This window comes from Edaphosphingomonas fennica, from assembly GCF_003034225.1.
Classification (GTDB): Bacteria; Pseudomonadota; Alphaproteobacteria; order Sphingomonadales; family Sphingomonadaceae; genus Sphingomonas_E; species Sphingomonas_E fennica.
In genome coordinates, this window is record NZ_PHHF01000048.1 from 42,554 (window position 1) to 58,488 (window position 15,935).

17 protein-coding genes and 1 pseudogene are annotated in these 15,935 nt (G+C 67.7%); 4 read left to right on the top strand and 14 right to left on the bottom strand.

From position 1 onward, the window contains the following. Positions 1 to 22: 22 nt before the first annotated feature. The 12 genes from nadA to CV103_RS11830 form a co-directional block, all read right to left on the bottom strand. Positions 23 to 1,021 carry a quinolinate synthase NadA gene (nadA, locus tag CV103_RS11775; RefSeq protein WP_107395029.1) on the bottom strand — a complete coding sequence of 333 codons (999 nt, stop codon included), beginning with the start codon at positions 1,019 to 1,021 and terminating at the stop codon, positions 23 to 25. After that, entirely contained in the window at positions 1,018 to 1,740 is a 723-nt protein-coding gene (locus CV103_RS11780; RefSeq protein ID WP_107395030.1) for a DUF4230 domain-containing protein, read from the bottom strand. The genes nadA and CV103_RS11780 overlap by 4 nt, the downstream gene beginning before the upstream one ends. Then, entirely contained in the window at positions 1,737 to 2,606 is an 870-nt protein-coding gene (locus CV103_RS11785) for an MBL fold metallo-hydrolase (protein WP_015459786.1), read from the bottom strand. Before CV103_RS11785 ends, CV103_RS11780 begins: the two co-directional genes overlap by 4 nt. A gap of 143 nt (positions 2,607 to 2,749) precedes the next feature. Then, the gene (locus tag CV103_RS11790) at positions 2,750 to 3,625 is read right to left on the bottom strand and encodes a helix-turn-helix domain-containing protein (protein WP_107395031.1); all 876 of its coding nucleotides are present in this window, start codon (positions 3,623 to 3,625) and stop codon (positions 2,750 to 2,752) included. A gap of 108 nt (positions 3,626 to 3,733) precedes the next feature. Continuing rightward, positions 3,734 to 4,066 carry a Grx4 family monothiol glutaredoxin gene (grxD, locus tag CV103_RS11795; RefSeq protein WP_015459784.1) on the bottom strand — a complete coding sequence of 111 codons (333 nt, stop codon included), beginning with the start codon at positions 4,064 to 4,066 and terminating at the stop codon, positions 3,734 to 3,736. A gap of 1 nt (position 4,067) precedes the next feature. Continuing rightward, a complete protein-coding gene (locus CV103_RS11800; RefSeq protein ID WP_015459783.1) occupies positions 4,068 to 4,310 on the bottom strand; it encodes a BolA family protein in 243 nt (80 codons plus the stop codon). A 5-nt stretch (positions 4,311 to 4,315) separates the two neighbouring features. Then, the gene (locus CV103_RS11805) at positions 4,316 to 4,639 is read right to left on the bottom strand and encodes a DUF1476 domain-containing protein (protein WP_015459782.1); all 324 of its coding nucleotides are present in this window, start codon (positions 4,637 to 4,639) and stop codon (positions 4,316 to 4,318) included. An 86-nt stretch (positions 4,640 to 4,725) separates the two neighbouring features. Continuing rightward, positions 4,726 to 6,219 carry an Asp-tRNA(Asn)/Glu-tRNA(Gln) amidotransferase subunit GatB gene (gatB, locus tag CV103_RS11810; protein WP_107395032.1) on the bottom strand — a complete coding sequence of 498 codons (1,494 nt, stop codon included), beginning with the start codon at positions 6,217 to 6,219 and terminating at the stop codon, positions 4,726 to 4,728. Positions 6,220 to 6,382: 163 nt separating this feature from the next. Then, entirely contained in the window at positions 6,383 to 7,864 is a 1,482-nt protein-coding gene (gene gatA, locus CV103_RS11815; RefSeq protein ID WP_070933076.1) for an Asp-tRNA(Asn)/Glu-tRNA(Gln) amidotransferase subunit GatA, read from the bottom strand. Then, positions 7,864 to 8,151: an Asp-tRNA(Asn)/Glu-tRNA(Gln) amidotransferase subunit GatC gene (gatC, locus tag CV103_RS11820; RefSeq protein WP_015459779.1), complete on the bottom strand. Its 288-nt coding sequence runs from the start codon at positions 8,149 to 8,151 to the stop codon at positions 7,864 to 7,866. The genes gatA and gatC overlap by 1 nt, the downstream gene beginning before the upstream one ends. A 132-nt stretch (positions 8,152 to 8,283) precedes the next feature. Next, positions 8,284 to 10,032 carry a DUF4153 domain-containing protein gene (locus tag CV103_RS11825; RefSeq protein WP_245896793.1) on the bottom strand — a complete coding sequence of 583 codons (1,749 nt, stop codon included), beginning with the start codon at positions 10,030 to 10,032 and terminating at the stop codon, positions 8,284 to 8,286. Positions 10,033 to 10,174: 142 nt separating this feature from the next. After that, on the bottom strand, positions 10,175 to 10,486 hold the full coding sequence (locus CV103_RS11830) for a hypothetical protein (protein WP_070933072.1): 312 nt from the start codon (positions 10,484 to 10,486) through the stop codon (positions 10,175 to 10,177). 254 nt (positions 10,487 to 10,740) lie between these two features. Here CV103_RS11830 and CV103_RS11835 point away from each other — a divergent pair, with 254 nt between their 5' ends. From CV103_RS11835 to ruvX, 3 genes are all read left to right on the top strand, one after another. Further along, positions 10,741 to 11,592, top strand: a complete 852-nt coding sequence (locus tag CV103_RS11835) for a class I SAM-dependent methyltransferase (protein WP_107395033.1) — start codon at positions 10,741 to 10,743, stop codon at positions 11,590 to 11,592. Positions 11,593 to 11,684: 92 nt separating this feature from the next. After that, positions 11,685 to 12,827: a DUF3089 domain-containing protein gene (locus tag CV103_RS11840; RefSeq protein WP_211314387.1), complete on the top strand. Its 1,143-nt coding sequence runs from the start codon at positions 11,685 to 11,687 to the stop codon at positions 12,825 to 12,827. Positions 12,828 to 12,837: 10 nt separating this feature from the next. Then, complete coding sequence (gene ruvX / locus CV103_RS11845) at positions 12,838 to 13,299, top strand: Holliday junction resolvase RuvX (RefSeq protein ID WP_015459774.1); 462 nt, start codon at positions 12,838 to 12,840, stop codon at positions 13,297 to 13,299. A gap of 163 nt (positions 13,300 to 13,462) precedes the next feature. On the opposite strand, the gene CV103_RS11850 is transcribed toward ruvX, so the two are convergent. Next, positions 13,463 to 13,906, bottom strand: a complete 444-nt coding sequence (locus CV103_RS11850; protein WP_015459773.1) for a DUF805 domain-containing protein — start codon at positions 13,904 to 13,906, stop codon at positions 13,463 to 13,465. Between the two features lie 357 nt (positions 13,907 to 14,263). After that, positions 14,264 to 14,770 (bottom strand): annotated as a pseudogene (locus tag CV103_RS11855) (magnesium chelatase subunit ChlI family protein); the annotation flags it as partial. Positions 14,771 to 15,477: 707 nt separating this feature from the next. Here CV103_RS11855 and CV103_RS11860 point away from each other — a divergent pair. Next, positions 15,478 to 15,711: a hypothetical protein gene (locus tag CV103_RS11860; RefSeq protein ID WP_245896795.1), complete on the top strand. Its 234-nt coding sequence runs from the start codon at positions 15,478 to 15,480 to the stop codon at positions 15,709 to 15,711. Positions 15,712 to 15,935 lie beyond the last annotated feature (224 nt).

A 15,935-nucleotide genomic window follows, 5' to 3' on the forward strand; every position in this document is an offset into this window, starting at 1 on the left:
TCCCTTGAAAGGGAGAGGGGCGTCAGTCTCCCGTCACGCGCAGGCCAAGGTCGCCCAGCCCCACCGTGCCGCTGGCCATGGCCAGCATCCGGTCGAGCGGCCGCTTGGCGGCGATGCGGGTCGCCTCGTCCAGCTCGATGCGCGGCTCCATGTCGCGCAGCGCGATATAGAGCTTCTCCATGGTGTTGAGCGCCATGTAGGGGCACATGTTGCAGTTGCAGTTGCCGTCCGCGCCCGGCGCGCCGATGAACTTCTTGTGTGGCGCCGCTTTCTCCATCTGGTGGATGATATGCGGCTCGGTGGCGACGATGATCGTCTCGGCCGGGCTCGCCAGCGCGAATTCCAGGATCGCGCGGGTCGATCCCACCTCGTCGGCATGATCCAGGATATAGGCCGGGCATTCCGGGTGCGCCGCGACCGGCGCGTCGGGATATTGCGCCTTCAGCTTCAGAAGCTCGGTCTCGCTGAACGCCTCGTGGACGATGCAGGCGCCCGGCCACAGCAGCATGTCGCGCCCGGTCTTGCGGTTGAAATAGGCGCCCAGATTCTTGTCGGGCGCGAAGATGATCTTCTGGTCCATCGGCAGCTGCGACAGGATCTTTTCCGCCGAGGAACTGGTGACGATGATGTCCGAATGCGCCTTCACCGCCGCCGAGCAGTTGATGTAGGTGATGGCGATATGATCGGGGTGCGCCGCGCGGAACCTGGCGAACTGTTCCGGCGGGCAGCTATCCTCCAGCGAGCAGCCGGCATCCATGTCCGGCAGGATCACCGTCTTTTCCGGGCTCAATATCTTGGCGACCTCGGCCATGAAGCGCACGCCGCAGAACGCGATCACATCGGCGCTGGTGTCCGCCGCCTTGCGGCTCAGGTCCAGGCTGTCGCCCACGAAATCGGCCAGGTCCTGAATATCGGGCGTCTGGTAATAATGGGCCAGGATCACGGCGTTGCGCTCCTTGCGCAGCCGTTCGATCTCCGCGCGCAGGTCCAGCCCGGCGAGGCTCAGATTGGGGGCATTCATGGTCTCGTTCCTCTTTGCGGACGCGCGTTCTGATTGTCGTTCAAACCGTATATCTCTTCCAGCGATCGCGATCCGTCCATCCTCTCGCCATCGCTCGCGGCCGGCTCGTCGGCGAAACGCACCGTCACCGCGGGGTCCAGCCCGGCGGCGGCCAGCGGCATGGCGAAGCTGCGCTCCACCGCGCGGCGCCCGGCATCGCGCGCCAGCCGCATCGGCAGCGCGCCCTTCGCCTGGCGCAGCAGCTCGGCCTGCGCCGCCTGGCGGTTGGCGGCATCCAGCGCCGTCCCGGCATCGCTCAGCGCCATCAGCACACCGCCGCCATCATATTCCCGGATCGCGGCCATATCCACCTCCGGCCCCGCCACGGCGGGCGGCGGCAGCGTGACGGTCAGGCGCCGCGTCGCCGCGTTCCAGCGCACGTCCCTGGGGCTCAGCGCCCCCAGATCGATCTCGTAGCGGACATTGCCCGGCATGATCAGCGTCTTGCGCGCGGAAAGGCCGAAGCGGCTCTGGGTGGACGTCACCACCGCCACATAGCGCGCGGCGAACACCACCAGCCGGTTCTGCTCGCGCATCGATTCCAGGCTGACGCTGGCGATGGAGACCGGATCGGGGTTGAAGGCGCCGGCGATGCGTCGCGCGCCGAACCAGCCGGCGGCAGCCGCCACGATCGCCACCGCGGCCACCGCGGCGATCCATCTGGTCGTGCGGCCGGTCACGCCGCGCGCGCCCAGCTTTCCTCGCCCGTGCGCACCACCACGCCCCGCCGCTCCAGATCGATCAGATGGGCCAGCACCGATCGGCCGGCCGCCTGCACCAGCCGGGGATCGAGCCCGACATACATTTTCTCCACCATCGCCGGCACCGGCTTCTCGCCCTCGCCCAGCAGGCGCAATATCTGCCCTTCGCGCTGCTTGCGATGCCCCATCAGGCTGCGCACGAAGCGCTGGGGCCGTTCCACCGGATCGCCATGGGCGGGGTAATAGATGGCGTCGTCCCGGCCCATCAGCTTTTCCAGGCTCGCCATATAATCGGCCATGTCGCCGTCCGGCGGGGAAATGACGGTGGTGGACCAGCCCATCACATGATCGCCGGTGAACAGCGCATTCGCCTCCGGCAGCGCCAGGCAGAGATGGTTGGAGGTATGGCCCGGCGTCGCCACCCCCTCCAGCGTCCAGCCGGGGCCGGAAAGCGCCTCGCCGTCCGCCAATATCCGGTCGGGGGCGTAGGTGCGGTCGAACGCGGCGTCGGCGCGCGGGCCGCTGTCGTCCAGCACCAGCGGCGCGCAGCCGACGATCCCGGCACCGGTCAGCGCCTTCAACGGGGCGGCCGCCGGGCTGTGATCGTTATGGGTGTGGGTGCAGACGATGTAGCGGATCGTCTCGCCCGCCGTCGCCGTCAGGATCGCGGCGATATGATCGGCGATGTCGGGGCCGGGATCGATCACCGCCACCTCGCCGTGCCCGACGATATAGGTCTGGGTGCCGTGATAGGAGAAAGCGGACGGATTCGGCGCCAGCACGCGCCGCACCAGCGGATGCAGGTCCTGCGCCACACCGGGATTCTGATCGTCCATGCCGGCCATGTGGCATCGCGCGGCGCGGATTTGAAGTCCCATCGCAAGAAGTGTCGGGATATCTTACGAATCGCCCCTTGGTTGAGGGATCGTCAACCATCGTGTGACTAGGGAAAATCGGGAAATTCCCTTCTGGCACGCATCCTGCTGGATTATCCGCGTTCCAATTGTTCCCGCATGATGAAGCGGCGGGGGCTGCGCTGGTGTTCCGGTCTCGCGCTGCCCCCGCCCTTCACCGCCGGATCGGCGCCGGGCATGGTGCCGCCCAGCGCAAGGGCCGTGGCCGCATCCCCCGGCAGGAACGCATCCACCACGATTTCCGCCAGCGTCACGTCGATCGGCGCGCTGAAGGTGGTCGTCGTGCCGATCAGCGAAAGGCGCCCGCCATCGCCATCGATCACCAAGGGCACCGCCACGGCCGCCGCGATCGGCCGCCTGCCCGGCGCGGGCGCCGGATAGGCATGGCATTCGGCCAGCAGGTCGATCAGCACGGGATCGTCGGTGGCGTCGATCTGCAATTCCACCCGGCGGCAGACATGCGCCTTCCATTCCGCCAGGTTCACGATCCGCGGCGCCATGCCGGCGGGGTGCAGATAGAGCCGCAGGAGGTTCACCGGCGGCGCCAGCAGTTCCGGCGAAACGCCCGCCATCAGCATTTCGAAACCGGGATTGGCGCGCAATAGCGTCCAGTGCCGGTCGACCGCGAAGGCGGGAAAGGGATCGACGCAGAGCAGCAGCCGCTCGATGCCCTTATGGGCCGGGGCCAGGGCCGGATCGTCCAGCGCATGTTCGGGAAAGATCGGGGCGAAGCCGGCGGCGGCCAGCAGCGCGTTGCATTCGCGGGGCAGCAGCCGCAGCCGCTGGGCCAGCCGCAGCACCAGCCGGCGGCTGGGCCGGGCGCGGCCGGTTTCCACGAAGCTCAGGTGGCGCGGCGATACGCCGACATCCTGGGCCAGGTCCCCCTGGCTCATCCGCCGATGGCCGCGCCAGTCGCGCAGCAGGTCTCCGAATGCGGGCTGTGTCGCCATGGCCTCACGCTAGTCACGCTTGGCCCCCCCGGCGATGGTTCAAAAGGTCAGTTGGCCATGCCCGTTGGGCAAGGGCGACGCCCCCACGCCGCCGCCATGCCCGCTTGTTCAGGCCGCGCGGGCGATGCCCTTCTGGTCCAGCAGGTCGGCCAGCTCGCCGGCCTCGTACATTTCCATCATGATGTCCGAACCGCCGATGAACTCGCCCTTCACGTAAAGCTGGGGGATGGTCGGCCAGTCGGAAAATTCCTTGATGCCCTGGCGGATGCCCTGGTCCTGCAGCACGTCCACCGTGGCATATTCCACGCCCAGATGGTCGAGGATCGCCACCGCCCGGCTGGAAAAGCCGCATTGCGGGAAAAGCGGCGTGCCCTTCATGAAAAGCAGAACGTCGGCGGAATTTACAGCATCCGCGATGCGGGCCTGCACGTCGTCACTCATCTCACACTCCTCGGTCGGGCGTGGCGGTGGTGAGTTGCAGCGCGTGGAGCACGCCGCCCATCCGTCCGCCCAGCGCGTCATAGACGCGCCGATGCTGCTGCGGGCGGGGCAGGCCGCGGAAGCTCTCGCTCACCACCCGCGCCGCATAATGATCGCCATCGCCGGCGAGATCGGTGATCTCGACATGCGCATCCGGGATCGCCGCCCGGATCATCGCCTCGATCTCTTCCGCCGCCATCGGCATGGCCGTTACTGCGCTTCCATGAGCTGGCGGCGCGCTTCGATCGTCTTGGCCTCCAGCGCGGTGCGGATGCGCGCCTCGTCGGTGTCCACGCCGGCCGAAACCAGATCGCCCAGCAGCTTGCGGACGACGTCCTCGTCGCCGGCTTCCTCGAAATCGGCCTGCACCACCGCCTTGGCATAGGCGTCGGTCTCTTCGGGCGTCAGGCCCATCTGCTCGGCCGCCCAGGTGGCGACCAGCCGGTTGCGCCGCGCGGTCACGCGGAAGGCCATTTCCTCGTCGCGGGCGAACTTGGCTTCGAAAGCCCGTTCACGGTCGTCGAAAGTCGTCATGCCCCATCCCTTGGCTGGCGTTGTCGCTAGTGCAGATAGGCAGGCCCCGCCCCCGGCGCAACGGCGGCGGCGGGACCTGCGGTCATTCAGTTGTCGAGCGCGGCCTTCAGCCGTTCGTTGACGACGCCCGGATTGCCCTTGCCGGCCATCGCCTTCATCGTCTGGCCGACGAAGAAGCCGAACAATTTATCCTTGCCGCCGCGATACTCCGCCACCTTGTCGGCATTGGCGGCCAGCACGTCCGCGATCACCGCGTCGATCGCGCCGGTGTCGGTCGTCTGCTTCAGGCCCCGCTCCTCGACGATCTTCGCCGGATCGTCGCCGGTTTCCAGCATGATCTCGAACACCTGCTTGGCGAGGCTGCCCGAAAGCGTGCCATCGGCCACCAGCCCCAGCAGCTGCCCGCCCTGCGCGGGCGAGACGGGGCTGTCGGTGATATCCTTGCCCAGCCGGTTAAGCGCGCCGAACAGGTCCGAAATCAGCCAGTTGGACGCGGCCTTGGCCACATCCGCCTCGGGCTTGCCCTGCACCCTGGCCGTCTCCGCCAGCAGCGCCTCGAACCAGCGCGCCGTCTCCACGTCCGCCGTCAGCACGCCGGCGGCATAGGGGGTCAGCCCCAGCGGCCCTTCATAGCGCGCGCGCTTGGCGTCGGGCAGCTCGGGCAGGCTCGCGCGGCATTCGGCCAGGAAGGCGTCGTCCAGTTCCAGCGGCAGCAGATCGGGATCGGGGAAGTAACGGTAATCATGCGCATCCTCCTTGGACCGCATCGACCGCGTCACCCCCTTGTCGGGATCGAACAGGCGGGTTTCCCGCACCACCGTACCGCCGCTCTCGATCAGGTCGACCTGGCGGTTCGCCTCATGCTCGATCGCCGCCATCACGAAGCGCACGGAATTGACGTTCTTGGTCTCGGTGCGCGTGCCGAACGGATCGCCCGGCTTGCGGACGGAAACGTTCACGTCCGCGCGCATCGATCCTTCTTCCATATTGCCGTCGCACGAGCCGACATAGCGCAGGATCGCGCGCAGCTTGCGCAGATAGGCGCCCGCTTCCGCCGGGGACCGCATGTCCGGCCGGCTGACGATCTCCATCAGCGCCACGCCGGACCGGTTGAGATCGATGTAGGAGCGCGTCGGATGCTGGTCGTGCATCAGCTTGCCGGCATCCTGCTCCACATGGATGCGCTCGATGCCGATGGTCTTCGCCTGGCCTTCCTCGGGCTCGATGCTGATCGTGCCCTCGCCCACCAGCGGGTGATAAAGCTGGCTGATCTGGTAGCCCTGCGGCAGATCCGCGTAGAAATAATTCTTCCGGTCGAAGCGGGACCATTTGTTGATCTGCGCGTCGATCGCCATGCCGGTGCGCACCGCCTGGCGGATGCACTCCCTGTTCGGCACCGGCAGCATGCCCGGCATCGCCGCGTCGACCAGCGACACGTTCGCATTGGGCTCCGCACCGAACCGGGTGGACGCGCCGGAAAAGAGCTTGGCGTTGGACGTGATCTGGGCATGGACCTCGAGGCCGATCACGACCTCCCACTCGCCCGTCGCGCCCTGGATGCGGTAGGTGCTCTCAGTCATCTATGCTTCCGTCTGTTCGCGCGCTCGCGGGCGCGCCGTTCCAGAATTTTCTGTCTGTGGCGGGTCTGAGGTTTGGACGGCAGTCGCGGTCCGAACTTCAGACGCCTGAAACTTTCGACGAGGCCTTCCCCAATGCATTGGAGAAATATCTCGCCGAGCCAGTTCACCACCACTTCTCCGCGCGTGCGTTGAAGCCGGCGCGCTGCTCGATCGCCAGGCCCGCATTCAGCACGCCCTGCTCGTCGAGCGGTTTGCCGATGATCTGCAGGCCCAGCGGCAGCCCCTGCGCATCCAGCCCCGCCGGCACCGACATCGCCGGCAGGCCGGCGAGCGAGGCCGGCACCGTGAACACGTCGTTCAGATACATGGCCAGCGGATCGGCGGATTTCTCGCCCAGCGCGAAGGCGGCGGACGGCGCGGTCGGCGTCAGCAGCACGTCGCACTGCTGGAAGGCCTGCTCGAAATCGCGGGCGATCAGCGCGCGCACCTTCTGCGCCTTGGTGTAATAAGCGTCGTAGAAGCCGGCCGACAGCACATAGGTGCCGATCAGGATGCGCCGCTTCACCTCGGGGCCAAAGCCGGCCGCACGGGTCGCCGCATACATTTCCTGAAGATTGGCGTGGTCGGGCAGCTCGCGCTCGCCGTAACGCACGCCGTCATAACGGGCGAGGTTGGACGAGGCCTCGGCCGGCGCGATGATGTAATAGGTCGGCAGCGCATAGCGCGTGTGCGGCAGCGAAACCTCGACGATCTCGGCGCCCGCATCCCTGGCCCAGGCGATGCCCTGCTGCCAGAGCGCCTCGATCTCGGGCGGCATGCCTTCCACCCGATATTCCTTCGGGATGCCCACCTTCTTGCCGCGCAGGTCGGCGGAAAGCCCCGCCTCCCACTGCGGCACCGGCAGGTCGAGCGAGGTCGAATCCTTGGGATCAAAGCCGGACATCGCCTCCAGCAGGATCGCGCAGTCGCGCACGTCGCGCGCCATCGGCCCCGCCTGGTCGAGCGAGGAAGCGAACGCCACCACGCCCCAGCGCGAGCAGCGGCCATAAGTGGGCTTGATGCCGGAAATGCCGGTGAAGGCGGCCGGCTGGCGGATCGATCCGCCGGTATCAGTGCCCGTCGCCCCCGGCGCCATCCGCGCGGCGACCGCGGCGGAAGACCCGCCCGAGGAGCCGCCCGGCGCCAGCGCCGCATTGCCGCCGTCCTTGCGGCGCCACGGGCTGATGACGTTGCCGTAATAGCTGGTCTCGTTGGACGATCCCATGGCGAACTGGTCGAGGTTCAGCTTGCCCAGCATGCCGGCGCCCGCGCCGAACAGCTTGGCCGTGATCGTCGACTCATAGGTCGGCACGAAGCCTTCCAGGATATGGCTGGCCGCCGTCGTCTGGTATCCGGCGGTGCAGAACAGGTCCTTGATGCCCAGCGGCACGCCCGAAAGCGGGCGGAACTCGGCCGAAGCGCGGCCGCGGTCGGCCTCGTCGGCGGCCGCCAGCGCATGTTCCGGCGTTTCGACCAGGAAGGCGTTCAGCGGCTTGCCGGCGGCCACGGCGGCATTGAACGCCTCGGCCACCTCGCGCGCGGAAAAATCGCCCTTGCGGAATCCGTCGCGGATGCCGGCGACGGTCAGGTCCGTGAGATTGCTCACTATTCGATCACCTTCGGCACCGCGAAGAAGCCATGTTCGGCCTGCGGCGCATTCTTGAGAATCTGGTCGCGGATATTGCCGTCGGTGACGACATCGTCGCGCAGGCGCAGATGGTTGGGGATGACGGCGGCCAGCGGGGCGACACCATCGGTATCGACCTCGCCAAGCTGCTCGATCCAGCCCAGGATGTTGTTGAGCTCGGGCACCATCGCGTCGACCTCGGTATCGGACACGGCGATCCGGGCGAGGCTCGCGATCTTGCGGACGGTTGTGGCATCGACAGACATGTCCGCGCGGCTAGCAGCCACGGGGGTCCGCTTCAAGCGAAGAGCGACGCCGGCGGGAGATCACGGCCTTTACCCCGTCGATCCTCGCCGCCGGGAGGTGACGGTTCCATGTCCCGGCCGCCACCGCTCCGCTCATTCGAACACCGTCCCCACGGGCCGCCCGCCCACGAACACCTGCCGCCGCGTCACTTGCCGCACCTCGATCTCGCCGCGCTCCGCCGCCGCCCGTTCGGCCGTCGCCTGCGCCTTCTTCGCCTCGGCCGGCGGAGGCGGCACCGGCCACCGTTCGGCGGCCGCCTCCCATTTCCCATCGGCACCGCGAACGAAATAGGCCGCGTCGATCGCGCACGCCTCGCATCCGGCCCTCCACGAAAGCACCACCGCCTCGCCGCTCCCGTCGACATGGCGGACGATGCAGCGCCCCCGATCGTCGTTCCGGCCGCAACCGCCGCCCTCGCGCAGGATTGCATCCACCAGCGCGTCGGGCAGCGGCGCCTTCTCCGGCAGCACCGTCACCCGCCCGGCGAAGGCGGCCTTGGCATCCACGTCGCGCGTCCGCTGCGCCAGCGCCCAGCGATCCTTCTCGTCGAGCGTGCGGGCCGCCGCCGTGCGGATCGCGGGCGTGCCCGATTTCGCCAGCCGCTCCACCGCCGCCTTGCCGGCCGGGCCGAAATCATAGCGCAGCGCCGCCCAGTCGAACCGCTCGGGGCTCACCTTGCCGGCCTCCAGCCGCGCCACCTGGCTCCGCGCCGAAAGGGCACCGAAGCTGACGATCGGCGTGGAAAGCAGCAGCATCACCGCGCACAGGCCGATGGCGAGCGCGATATTGGCCGGCCGCGCGGGCGTGGCCCATGCCAGCCGCCGTCGCGCCAGCGCCGCCCAATAAGCCAGACCCACCGCGCAGGCGAAGGCGACGAAGGTCAGCGCCCACAGCCGCGCCGGGGTCAGCCCATATTGGCCGACGCGAAGCCCGGTCGAAACCGCCGCGATCGCCGCCAGCGGCAGGATCGCGAAGGCCAGCGCCAGCGCCCCCCAGCGCAGCGGCCGGCTGCGCGCCTCGTCCTCCGGGCTGTCGCCGATCACCGCATTGGCCAGGATCAGCGCGCCCGCGCAGGCGGAAAGCAGGATCGGCGTCGTATCCCGCGTCGCCGCCCATAGCGGCTCCAGCCCGGTGAACAGGGTGGCGATCAGGAAGATCAGCAGCCCCGCGCCCAGCACCGGCGCCAGCACCGAAAGCACCAGCATCGCCACCCGCTGCAGCATGGCGACCACGCGGTCATGATCGCGCAGCAGGCCGATCGCCGCGCCCATCGCCGCCCCGCTCATCATCCAGCCGAACCAGTCCCTGCGCAGCAGTTCCTGGAGTAGATCGATGCCGATCAGGTTGAACAGCGACGCCAGCAGCCAGGCGAGCAGCCACACCACGCCCACGAAGACCAGCGCCAGCAGCACCAGCACCACATTGGTCCAGCCATGATCGTGCACCGCCGGATAAGGCAGCGCCCGCAGGCCACGTCCCTTCCCGGCCTCCAGCGCGCCGTCGCGGATCGTCTGGAACAGCGGCCCGGCGATTCCCACCGCCAGCACCGCGCAGAACAGCCGCCAGCCGTCATCGGCCTCCCAGCGGCCCGGCCCGCCATTCCAGTAGATCACGGCCGCGATCACCAGCCCGGCGACAAGCGCGAAGGCCGCGCTCCAGCCGATCCGCACCCGTTCCAGCACCACGGCGAAGGAAAGCCCGGCCACGCCCAGGAAGGTGGCGGCGGCAAGGCGCAGGGGATCGTCGGTCATCCCGTATCCGCCGGCCTTGTCGGTCAGCAGGTGGATGCCAAGCCCGATCGCGGCCCCAGCAACGCCAGCCCCCAGGCCCGCGCCGGCCAATCCGCCTTCGTTTCCCCCACGTCCACCGATCCCCCCTCCCGATCGCCGAATATCGGGCCAACCTATCGCGATCCGGGGGAAAAGCCGGCATGGAAAATCCGGGGCGGCGATCGGCCGCAGCCGCGAAGCCGGCGCCGGCCAGTCAGGCAGCCTCGGCCATCTCCACCGCCGGGGCATCGTTGATGGCGGCCGGCGCGGCGGTCTCCACGGCCATCGCCTTATCCACGCCCGCATCCGCCGCCACCCGCCGCGCCGGGAAGATCAGGCGCGACAGCAGCACCAGCACGCCCAGCGCCAGATAGGCGCCGATCGCGATCTTCGGGTTCCACAGCACCAGCGATCCCAGCGCGATGCGCAGGACGATCGGGTTGAAGCCGAGATCCTCGCCCAGCGCCTCGCAGATGCCCAGCATGGTATCGGGGCGGCGAAAGAGGGAGGGCTGGTCGGCTTGCATCGGTCGTTCCTTCGATAGGGGCGGGATGGCCCGCATTCATGCCGGAGACTTTGCAGGCGGCGTGCCAAACGTGCCGAGGCCGCGATTTTCGGGCGTTTTCGCACGGAAATATTCCAATGCAGCCGCCTGGAAACCGGCGTTTCCGCCAGATATTGGCAAATTCCACCAAAGGCCGTGGCGGCGTCTATCAACAGCCGCCCCTTGCCCGCCCGCCGCGAACGGCTGCACAGAAGCCGGCGAGGAGGAAGGCGGCAATGACGGTGACGATCGGCCCGGAAAGCACGGCGGTGCGCACGGCCCTGTGGCGGGCGATGCACGTGCGGATCGATCCGCCGCCTTTTGTGCTCGAAGACGAGATCGGCCTCGCGCTGGTGGCGCCCGATCCCGGCTGGCGCGATCGGCCGGACATGGACCCCGCCTTCACCGCCCCTTTCCGCGCCTCGATGGTGGCCCGCGCCCGCTTTGTCGAGGATCTGGTCCTCGAACGGTCGGCACATGGCGTCGGGCAATATGTGATCCTGGGCGCGGGGCTGGACAGCTTCGCCCAGCGCCGGCCCGATATCGGGGCGCACATGCAGTTGTTCGAGGTCGATCGGCCGGGCCCGCAGGCCTGGAAGCGCCAGCGGCTCGAGGCGCTCGGCCTTGGCGTGCCGCCATGGCTGCACCTCGTCCCCGTGGATTTCGAAGCGGGGCAGAACTGGTGGCAGGCCCTTGCCGACAACGGATTCGACGCCGCCCGCCCGGCAATCGTCGCCTCCACCGGGGTCAGCATGTATCTCACCCGCGATGCGATCGCCGTGACGCTCCGCCAGGTCGCCGCCCTCGCGCCGGGAACGACCCTGGCGATGACGTTCATGCAGCCGCTGGACCTGATGCCGGCCGATCTGCGGCCCGGCCTCGAACGGGCGATGAAGGGCGCGGCGGCCAGCGGCACGCCCTTTATCAGCCTGTTCGCCCCGGCGGAGATGACGGCGCTCGCCCGCGAAGCCGGCTTCCGCAATGTCCGGCACGTCGCGCCCGCCGATCTGGACCGGCTTTATTTCGCCGATCGCGCCGATGGCCTGCGGCTGACGAGCGGGGAGGAGTTTCTCGTCGCCTCCACCTGATCTCCCATGCCGCACCCCGTCCGCCCGGCCGGCCCTTCCCCGTTGCGCAGGCCGCCGATTGCCGGCTACGCACGCAGCAGGTGCAATCTTTCATGTTGCACTGCACAACAGGAGCCCCGACATTGCCGGCGAGACGCTTTCTCTATGTAATCGCGGGGTTGATCGTGCTGACTTTGGCGGCCGCTTTCGGCTGGAACATCTTCCAGGATCGGCTGATGCGCACGGCCTTCGTGCCGTCGGTGCCCTTCACCGCGCCCTCCGATGCCGGCGCCCCCGATTATGCCGCCGCGTCCGCCTGGCTGGCGCGCCCCGATCTGCCGGACGATCCGTCGCGCTTCACCGTGGCCGGCATCGCCCGCGCGGCGCGGCCGGAAGTCGCGGTCTTCTACGTCCCGCCGACCAGCTACATGAAGCGGGATCGCTGGAACGCCCCGCTCGACGATGCCGATGCCAACCAGCGGCTCGGCCTCTTCGCCTCCTCGCAGGCCAGCGCCTTCAACGGCATGGGCGCGGTCTGGGCGCCGCGCTACCGGCAAGCGACGCTGGGCGCCTTCCTTGCCGGCAATGCCGATGCCGCCGCCGCGATCGATTTCGCCTATCGCGATGTCGCGCGCGCCTTCGATGCCTTCCTCGCCCAGATCCCGGCCTCGCGGCCGATCCTGCTGGCCGGGCACAGCCAGGGCTCGCTCCACCTGATGCGGCTGATGGCGGAAAAGGTGGCCGGCAAGCCGGTCGCGAAGCGCATCGTCGCCGCCTATGTCATCGGCTGGCCGGTCTCGGAGACGGTCGACATCCCCGCCATGGGCCTGCCCGGCTGCACCGGCCCCGGCCAGGCCGGCTGCGTGCTTTCATGGCAGAGCTATGCCGAGCCCGCCGACACGCACGGCGTCCAAGCGGTCTATGATGCGACGCCGGGCCTCACCGGCGCCCCGCGCAAGGGAACGCCGATGCTGTGCGTCAACCCGCTGACCGGCGCGCCCGGCACGGCGGCGCTGCCCGGCGCCAATCGCGGCGCGCTCGTTCCCGATGCCGAGCTGAAGGGCGCGGAGCTGAAGCCCGCCCTCGTCCCCGCCCGCTGCGACGCCTCCGGCTTCCTGCTGATCGGCGCGGCGCCGGAAGGCTATTCGGGCTATGTGCTGCCCGGCGGCAATTTCCACGTCTTCGATTATGCGCTGTTCTGGGCGAACATCCGCGCTGATGCCGAGGCCCGCGCCCGCACCTTCCTGGGCCGGTGACGCCCATCCGATGATCAGCCAGAGCATCCTCGATTTCCGCGAAGCGCTGCCCGAAGGCGGCCGGCTGGCGGGGCTGGACGTCGGCACCAAGACGATCGGCGTCGCGCTCTGCGATGCGATGTGGACCATCGCCAGCCCCGCCGAGCTGATCGAACGGCGCAAGTTCACGGTCGATCTCGCCCGCCTGCGCGATTTCTGCAAGGCGCAGGGGGTGCGCGGGCTGGTGGTCGGCCTGCCGCTCAACATGGACGGCAGCGATAGCCCGCGCACCCAGTCCGTCCGCGCCTTCGTCCGCAATCTGGAGCCGCTGGGCCTGCCCGTCCTGCTGTGGGACGAACGCTGGTCCACCGCCGCCGTCACCCGCACCCTGCTGGAGGCAGACGCCAGCCGCGCCCGCCGGGCGGAGCTGGTCGACAAGATGGCGGCGGCCTACATCCTCCAGGGCGCGATCGACGCGCTGACGCGGGGCTGAAGCCTCGGGAAACCCGGCTTTGCCGGATCACGACGCCGCCCACTCCCCACCCCGGACATCCTACGGCAGCATCCTATGGGTGGCCGGGTGGGGGAGCGAGCCGGCGCCGCGCCGAAAATGCGCCCAAGCGCAGTTTCCAACTGGCACCGCCCCCGCGATCAACTCAGCTGAACCGCTGCGCCAGTTCCTCGGGCGTCTGGTCCTTGGGGTCCGGGCCGAAGCGGTTGGGGCCTTTGGTGCCGTCCAGGCAGTAGAAGACGATCAGCACGATGCTGCCGATCAGCGGCACGATACCGATCAGCACCCACCAGCCGGACTTGTCGATATCGTGCAGCCGCCGCACCGCCACCGCGAGCGAGGGGAGGAACAGCGCCAGCATCGAGATGATCGTCAGCACCCCGCCATTGGAATAGAAGCCCACCGATGCCGCGCCCGGCGCCGTATCGGCATAACGGGTCATCGATCCGCCCAGCCCCAGCGCGGTATCCAGCGCCATCGCCACGAAATAGACGATCACCAGCAGCAGCACGAACATCCAATATTCCTTCCGGCGCGCCCGGCCGGAAAACTGGGCATAACGCTTCAACGGCAGCAGCATCCATTCCATGGGAATCCTCCTGTTCGCCCGCATCCTCTGATCGTTTCCCCGCAGGCAGGCGCAGGCTAACCCAAGCTGGGATTTCCGCAAACCTTCCTCGCTCATCGGCAACGGCCGGCGCCGCGACGGCATGGATGCGCGCGCAAGCGAACCCCGACGGGCGAGGTGCCCCCTGAATCAAGTTCAGGTGACGACGGACGGCATCCGCAATGATGAAAAGCGGTCATTCACCCCCCACCCATCAGGTGGGAAGCCATTGTATCGAGCGTTATCGGCTTAATCGCGCCAATTTGCGCCCTTGGATCAGCGATGCCGGCCTGCGGCTCCCGCCTGTCCGGGCGTGCGAGCTGACATCGTGAGCGCCGTTCAATTCGTAGGCGGCCTGCGCCGATAGCCCAGCGCCTCGGCCACATGCACCCGCCCCACCCCGTCGCTGCCGGCAAGATCCGCCACGGTCCGGGCTACCCTGAGCACCCGGTGGTATCCGCGCGCGGACATCCGCATCGCCTCGGCGGCCTGCGTCAGCAGCTTGCGACCGGCCTCGTCGGGGGTCGCCACGCGATCGAGCAGCGCGCCGTCCGCCTCGGCATTGGTGCGGACGCCTTGGCCCTCGTAGCGCGCCGTCTGGATCGCGCGGGCGGCGGCCACGCGCGCCGCCACCTCGGCCGATCCTTCGGCGGGTGGCGGCAGCACCAGATCGGCGGCGCTCACCGCCGCCACTTCCACATGCAGGTCGATGCGGTCGATCAGCGGCCCGGACAGCTTGGCCTGATAGTCGGCGGCGCAGCGCGGCGCGCGGGCGCAGGCGAGCGCGGCGTCGCCCAGATGCCCGCAGCGGCACGGGTTCATCGCCGCCACCAGCTGCACGCAAGCTGTAATGTATGTAGACTGAAAAATATGCTGCCCAAAATCCGCAGAAATCTCCGATTCTAGAAGGCGTTCCAAAGCGCGCGACCAAGGGACACCAGCATTTGCGCGAACCCCCACAGCGTCAGTCCCGCCACGACGACAACCTCAGTCCAAAATAGCAAGCGCCTCATCGTGTTATCCGCAGATACGCCGCTGATCGTTGAATTTCGGCCAGATGACGGTCGTGCCGCTCTGAACCATGGCGCAGTTTATCTCAACATTTGCCTCGTTGCGACAGATAGCCGTCACGCGGTTGTAACTCGTTCCAGTCTGTTCGCATCGAAGCGTTTGACCACTTGCCAACTCAGCCAGTTTGGCCGTCGCGGACGCGCCTGATGCTGAAGGGCAAGGATGACCTGGACTACAGGTTTCATCCTTCTCACGAGCAGCAACGGCATGAAGGCGAACTCTCGTCCCATCAGCACAGCGGAGCGTGTCTCCATCTGTGATGCTACTCACTTGGCATTGAAAGCCGCTACTCGATGCCAACGACTCCGCCATGCTGGTCGATCCAGTGGGCCAGAAGAATACGGCACAGAACACGGCCATGAACAGTACCGCAATGACCGCATATGGCTTGAAAAGCGTTTTGCGCTTCCTTGAGCGCAAGGGAATGATGTTCGATTGTCGTTGTCTATGACGTCTCATTTCACGAACTTAGCCCGTGATCCATGACGCATAAATACGGCATGAGATTTTACGAGTTCGCCACGACCAAACCCAAGAAGCCGCGCAAACCCCTGACACCTGAGCAATCGCTTGAAGCCGCCAAAAAGCGCGAGGTCGAGGTAGCGAAGAAGGCCCTGCAATCCGTGAAAGATCAGCACAAGCGCCGCAAGGAAATGGAGCGCACCCGTAGGGACAGCTACATTGGGCAGGCGCAGAAGCGGCAGCAATCGAACTGACCTTCAATCGGCCTTCGGTCTGGAAGGCAGGCTCCCATTCTACCCACATATTTCCATTGAATGCGATGTCGATGCCGATCAGGTACGGTAATTTACTATGTAGATAATTCTTGAAGCCCCCACATGCGAGAAAACATTAGTGATGAGAACGGCGGTGGAAAACTAGACCACGGTAGCGGCGGGATTGTCCGGCTGCGGGCGGCGTAAAAGTCGTCCACTTTTTC

Excerpts from the sequence above, each read along its gene's own strand:
- nadA (WP_107395029.1), bottom strand. The coding sequence starts at position 1,021 with ATGAATGCCCCCAATCTGAGCCTCGCCGGGCTGGACCTGCGCGCGGAG.
- CV103_RS11785 (WP_015459786.1), bottom strand. The coding sequence starts at position 2,606 with ATGGCCGGCATGGACGATCAGAATCCCGGTGTGGCGCAGGACCTGCAT.
- CV103_RS11790 (WP_107395031.1), bottom strand. The coding sequence starts at position 3,625 with ATGGCGACACAGCCCGCATTCGGAGACCTGCTGCGCGACTGGCGCGGC.
- grxD (WP_015459784.1), bottom strand. The coding sequence starts at position 4,066 with ATGAGTGACGACGTGCAGGCCCGCATCGCGGATGCTGTAAATTCCGCC.
- CV103_RS11800 (WP_015459783.1), bottom strand. The coding sequence starts at position 4,310 with ATGCCGATGGCGGCGGAAGAGATCGAGGCGATGATCCGGGCGGCGATC.
- CV103_RS11805 (WP_015459782.1), bottom strand. The coding sequence starts at position 4,639 with ATGACGACTTTCGACGACCGTGAACGGGCTTTCGAAGCCAAGTTCGCC.
- gatB (WP_107395032.1), bottom strand. The coding sequence starts at position 6,219 with ATGACTGAGAGCACCTACCGCATCCAGGGCGCGACGGGCGAGTGGGAG.
- gatC (WP_015459779.1), bottom strand. The coding sequence starts at position 8,151 with ATGTCTGTCGATGCCACAACCGTCCGCAAGATCGCGAGCCTCGCCCGG.
- CV103_RS11830 (WP_070933072.1), bottom strand. The coding sequence starts at position 10,486 with ATGCAAGCCGACCAGCCCTCCCTCTTTCGCCGCCCCGATACCATGCTG.
- CV103_RS11835 (WP_107395033.1), top strand. The coding sequence starts at position 10,741 with ATGACGGTGACGATCGGCCCGGAAAGCACGGCGGTGCGCACGGCCCTG.
- CV103_RS11840 (WP_211314387.1), top strand. The coding sequence starts at position 11,685 with ATGTTGCACTGCACAACAGGAGCCCCGACATTGCCGGCGAGACGCTTT.
- ruvX (WP_015459774.1), top strand. The coding sequence starts at position 12,838 with ATGATCAGCCAGAGCATCCTCGATTTCCGCGAAGCGCTGCCCGAAGGC.
- CV103_RS11850 (WP_015459773.1), bottom strand. The coding sequence starts at position 13,906 with ATGGAATGGATGCTGCTGCCGTTGAAGCGTTATGCCCAGTTTTCCGGC.
- CV103_RS11860 (WP_245896795.1), top strand. The coding sequence starts at position 15,478 with ATGACGCATAAATACGGCATGAGATTTTACGAGTTCGCCACGACCAAA.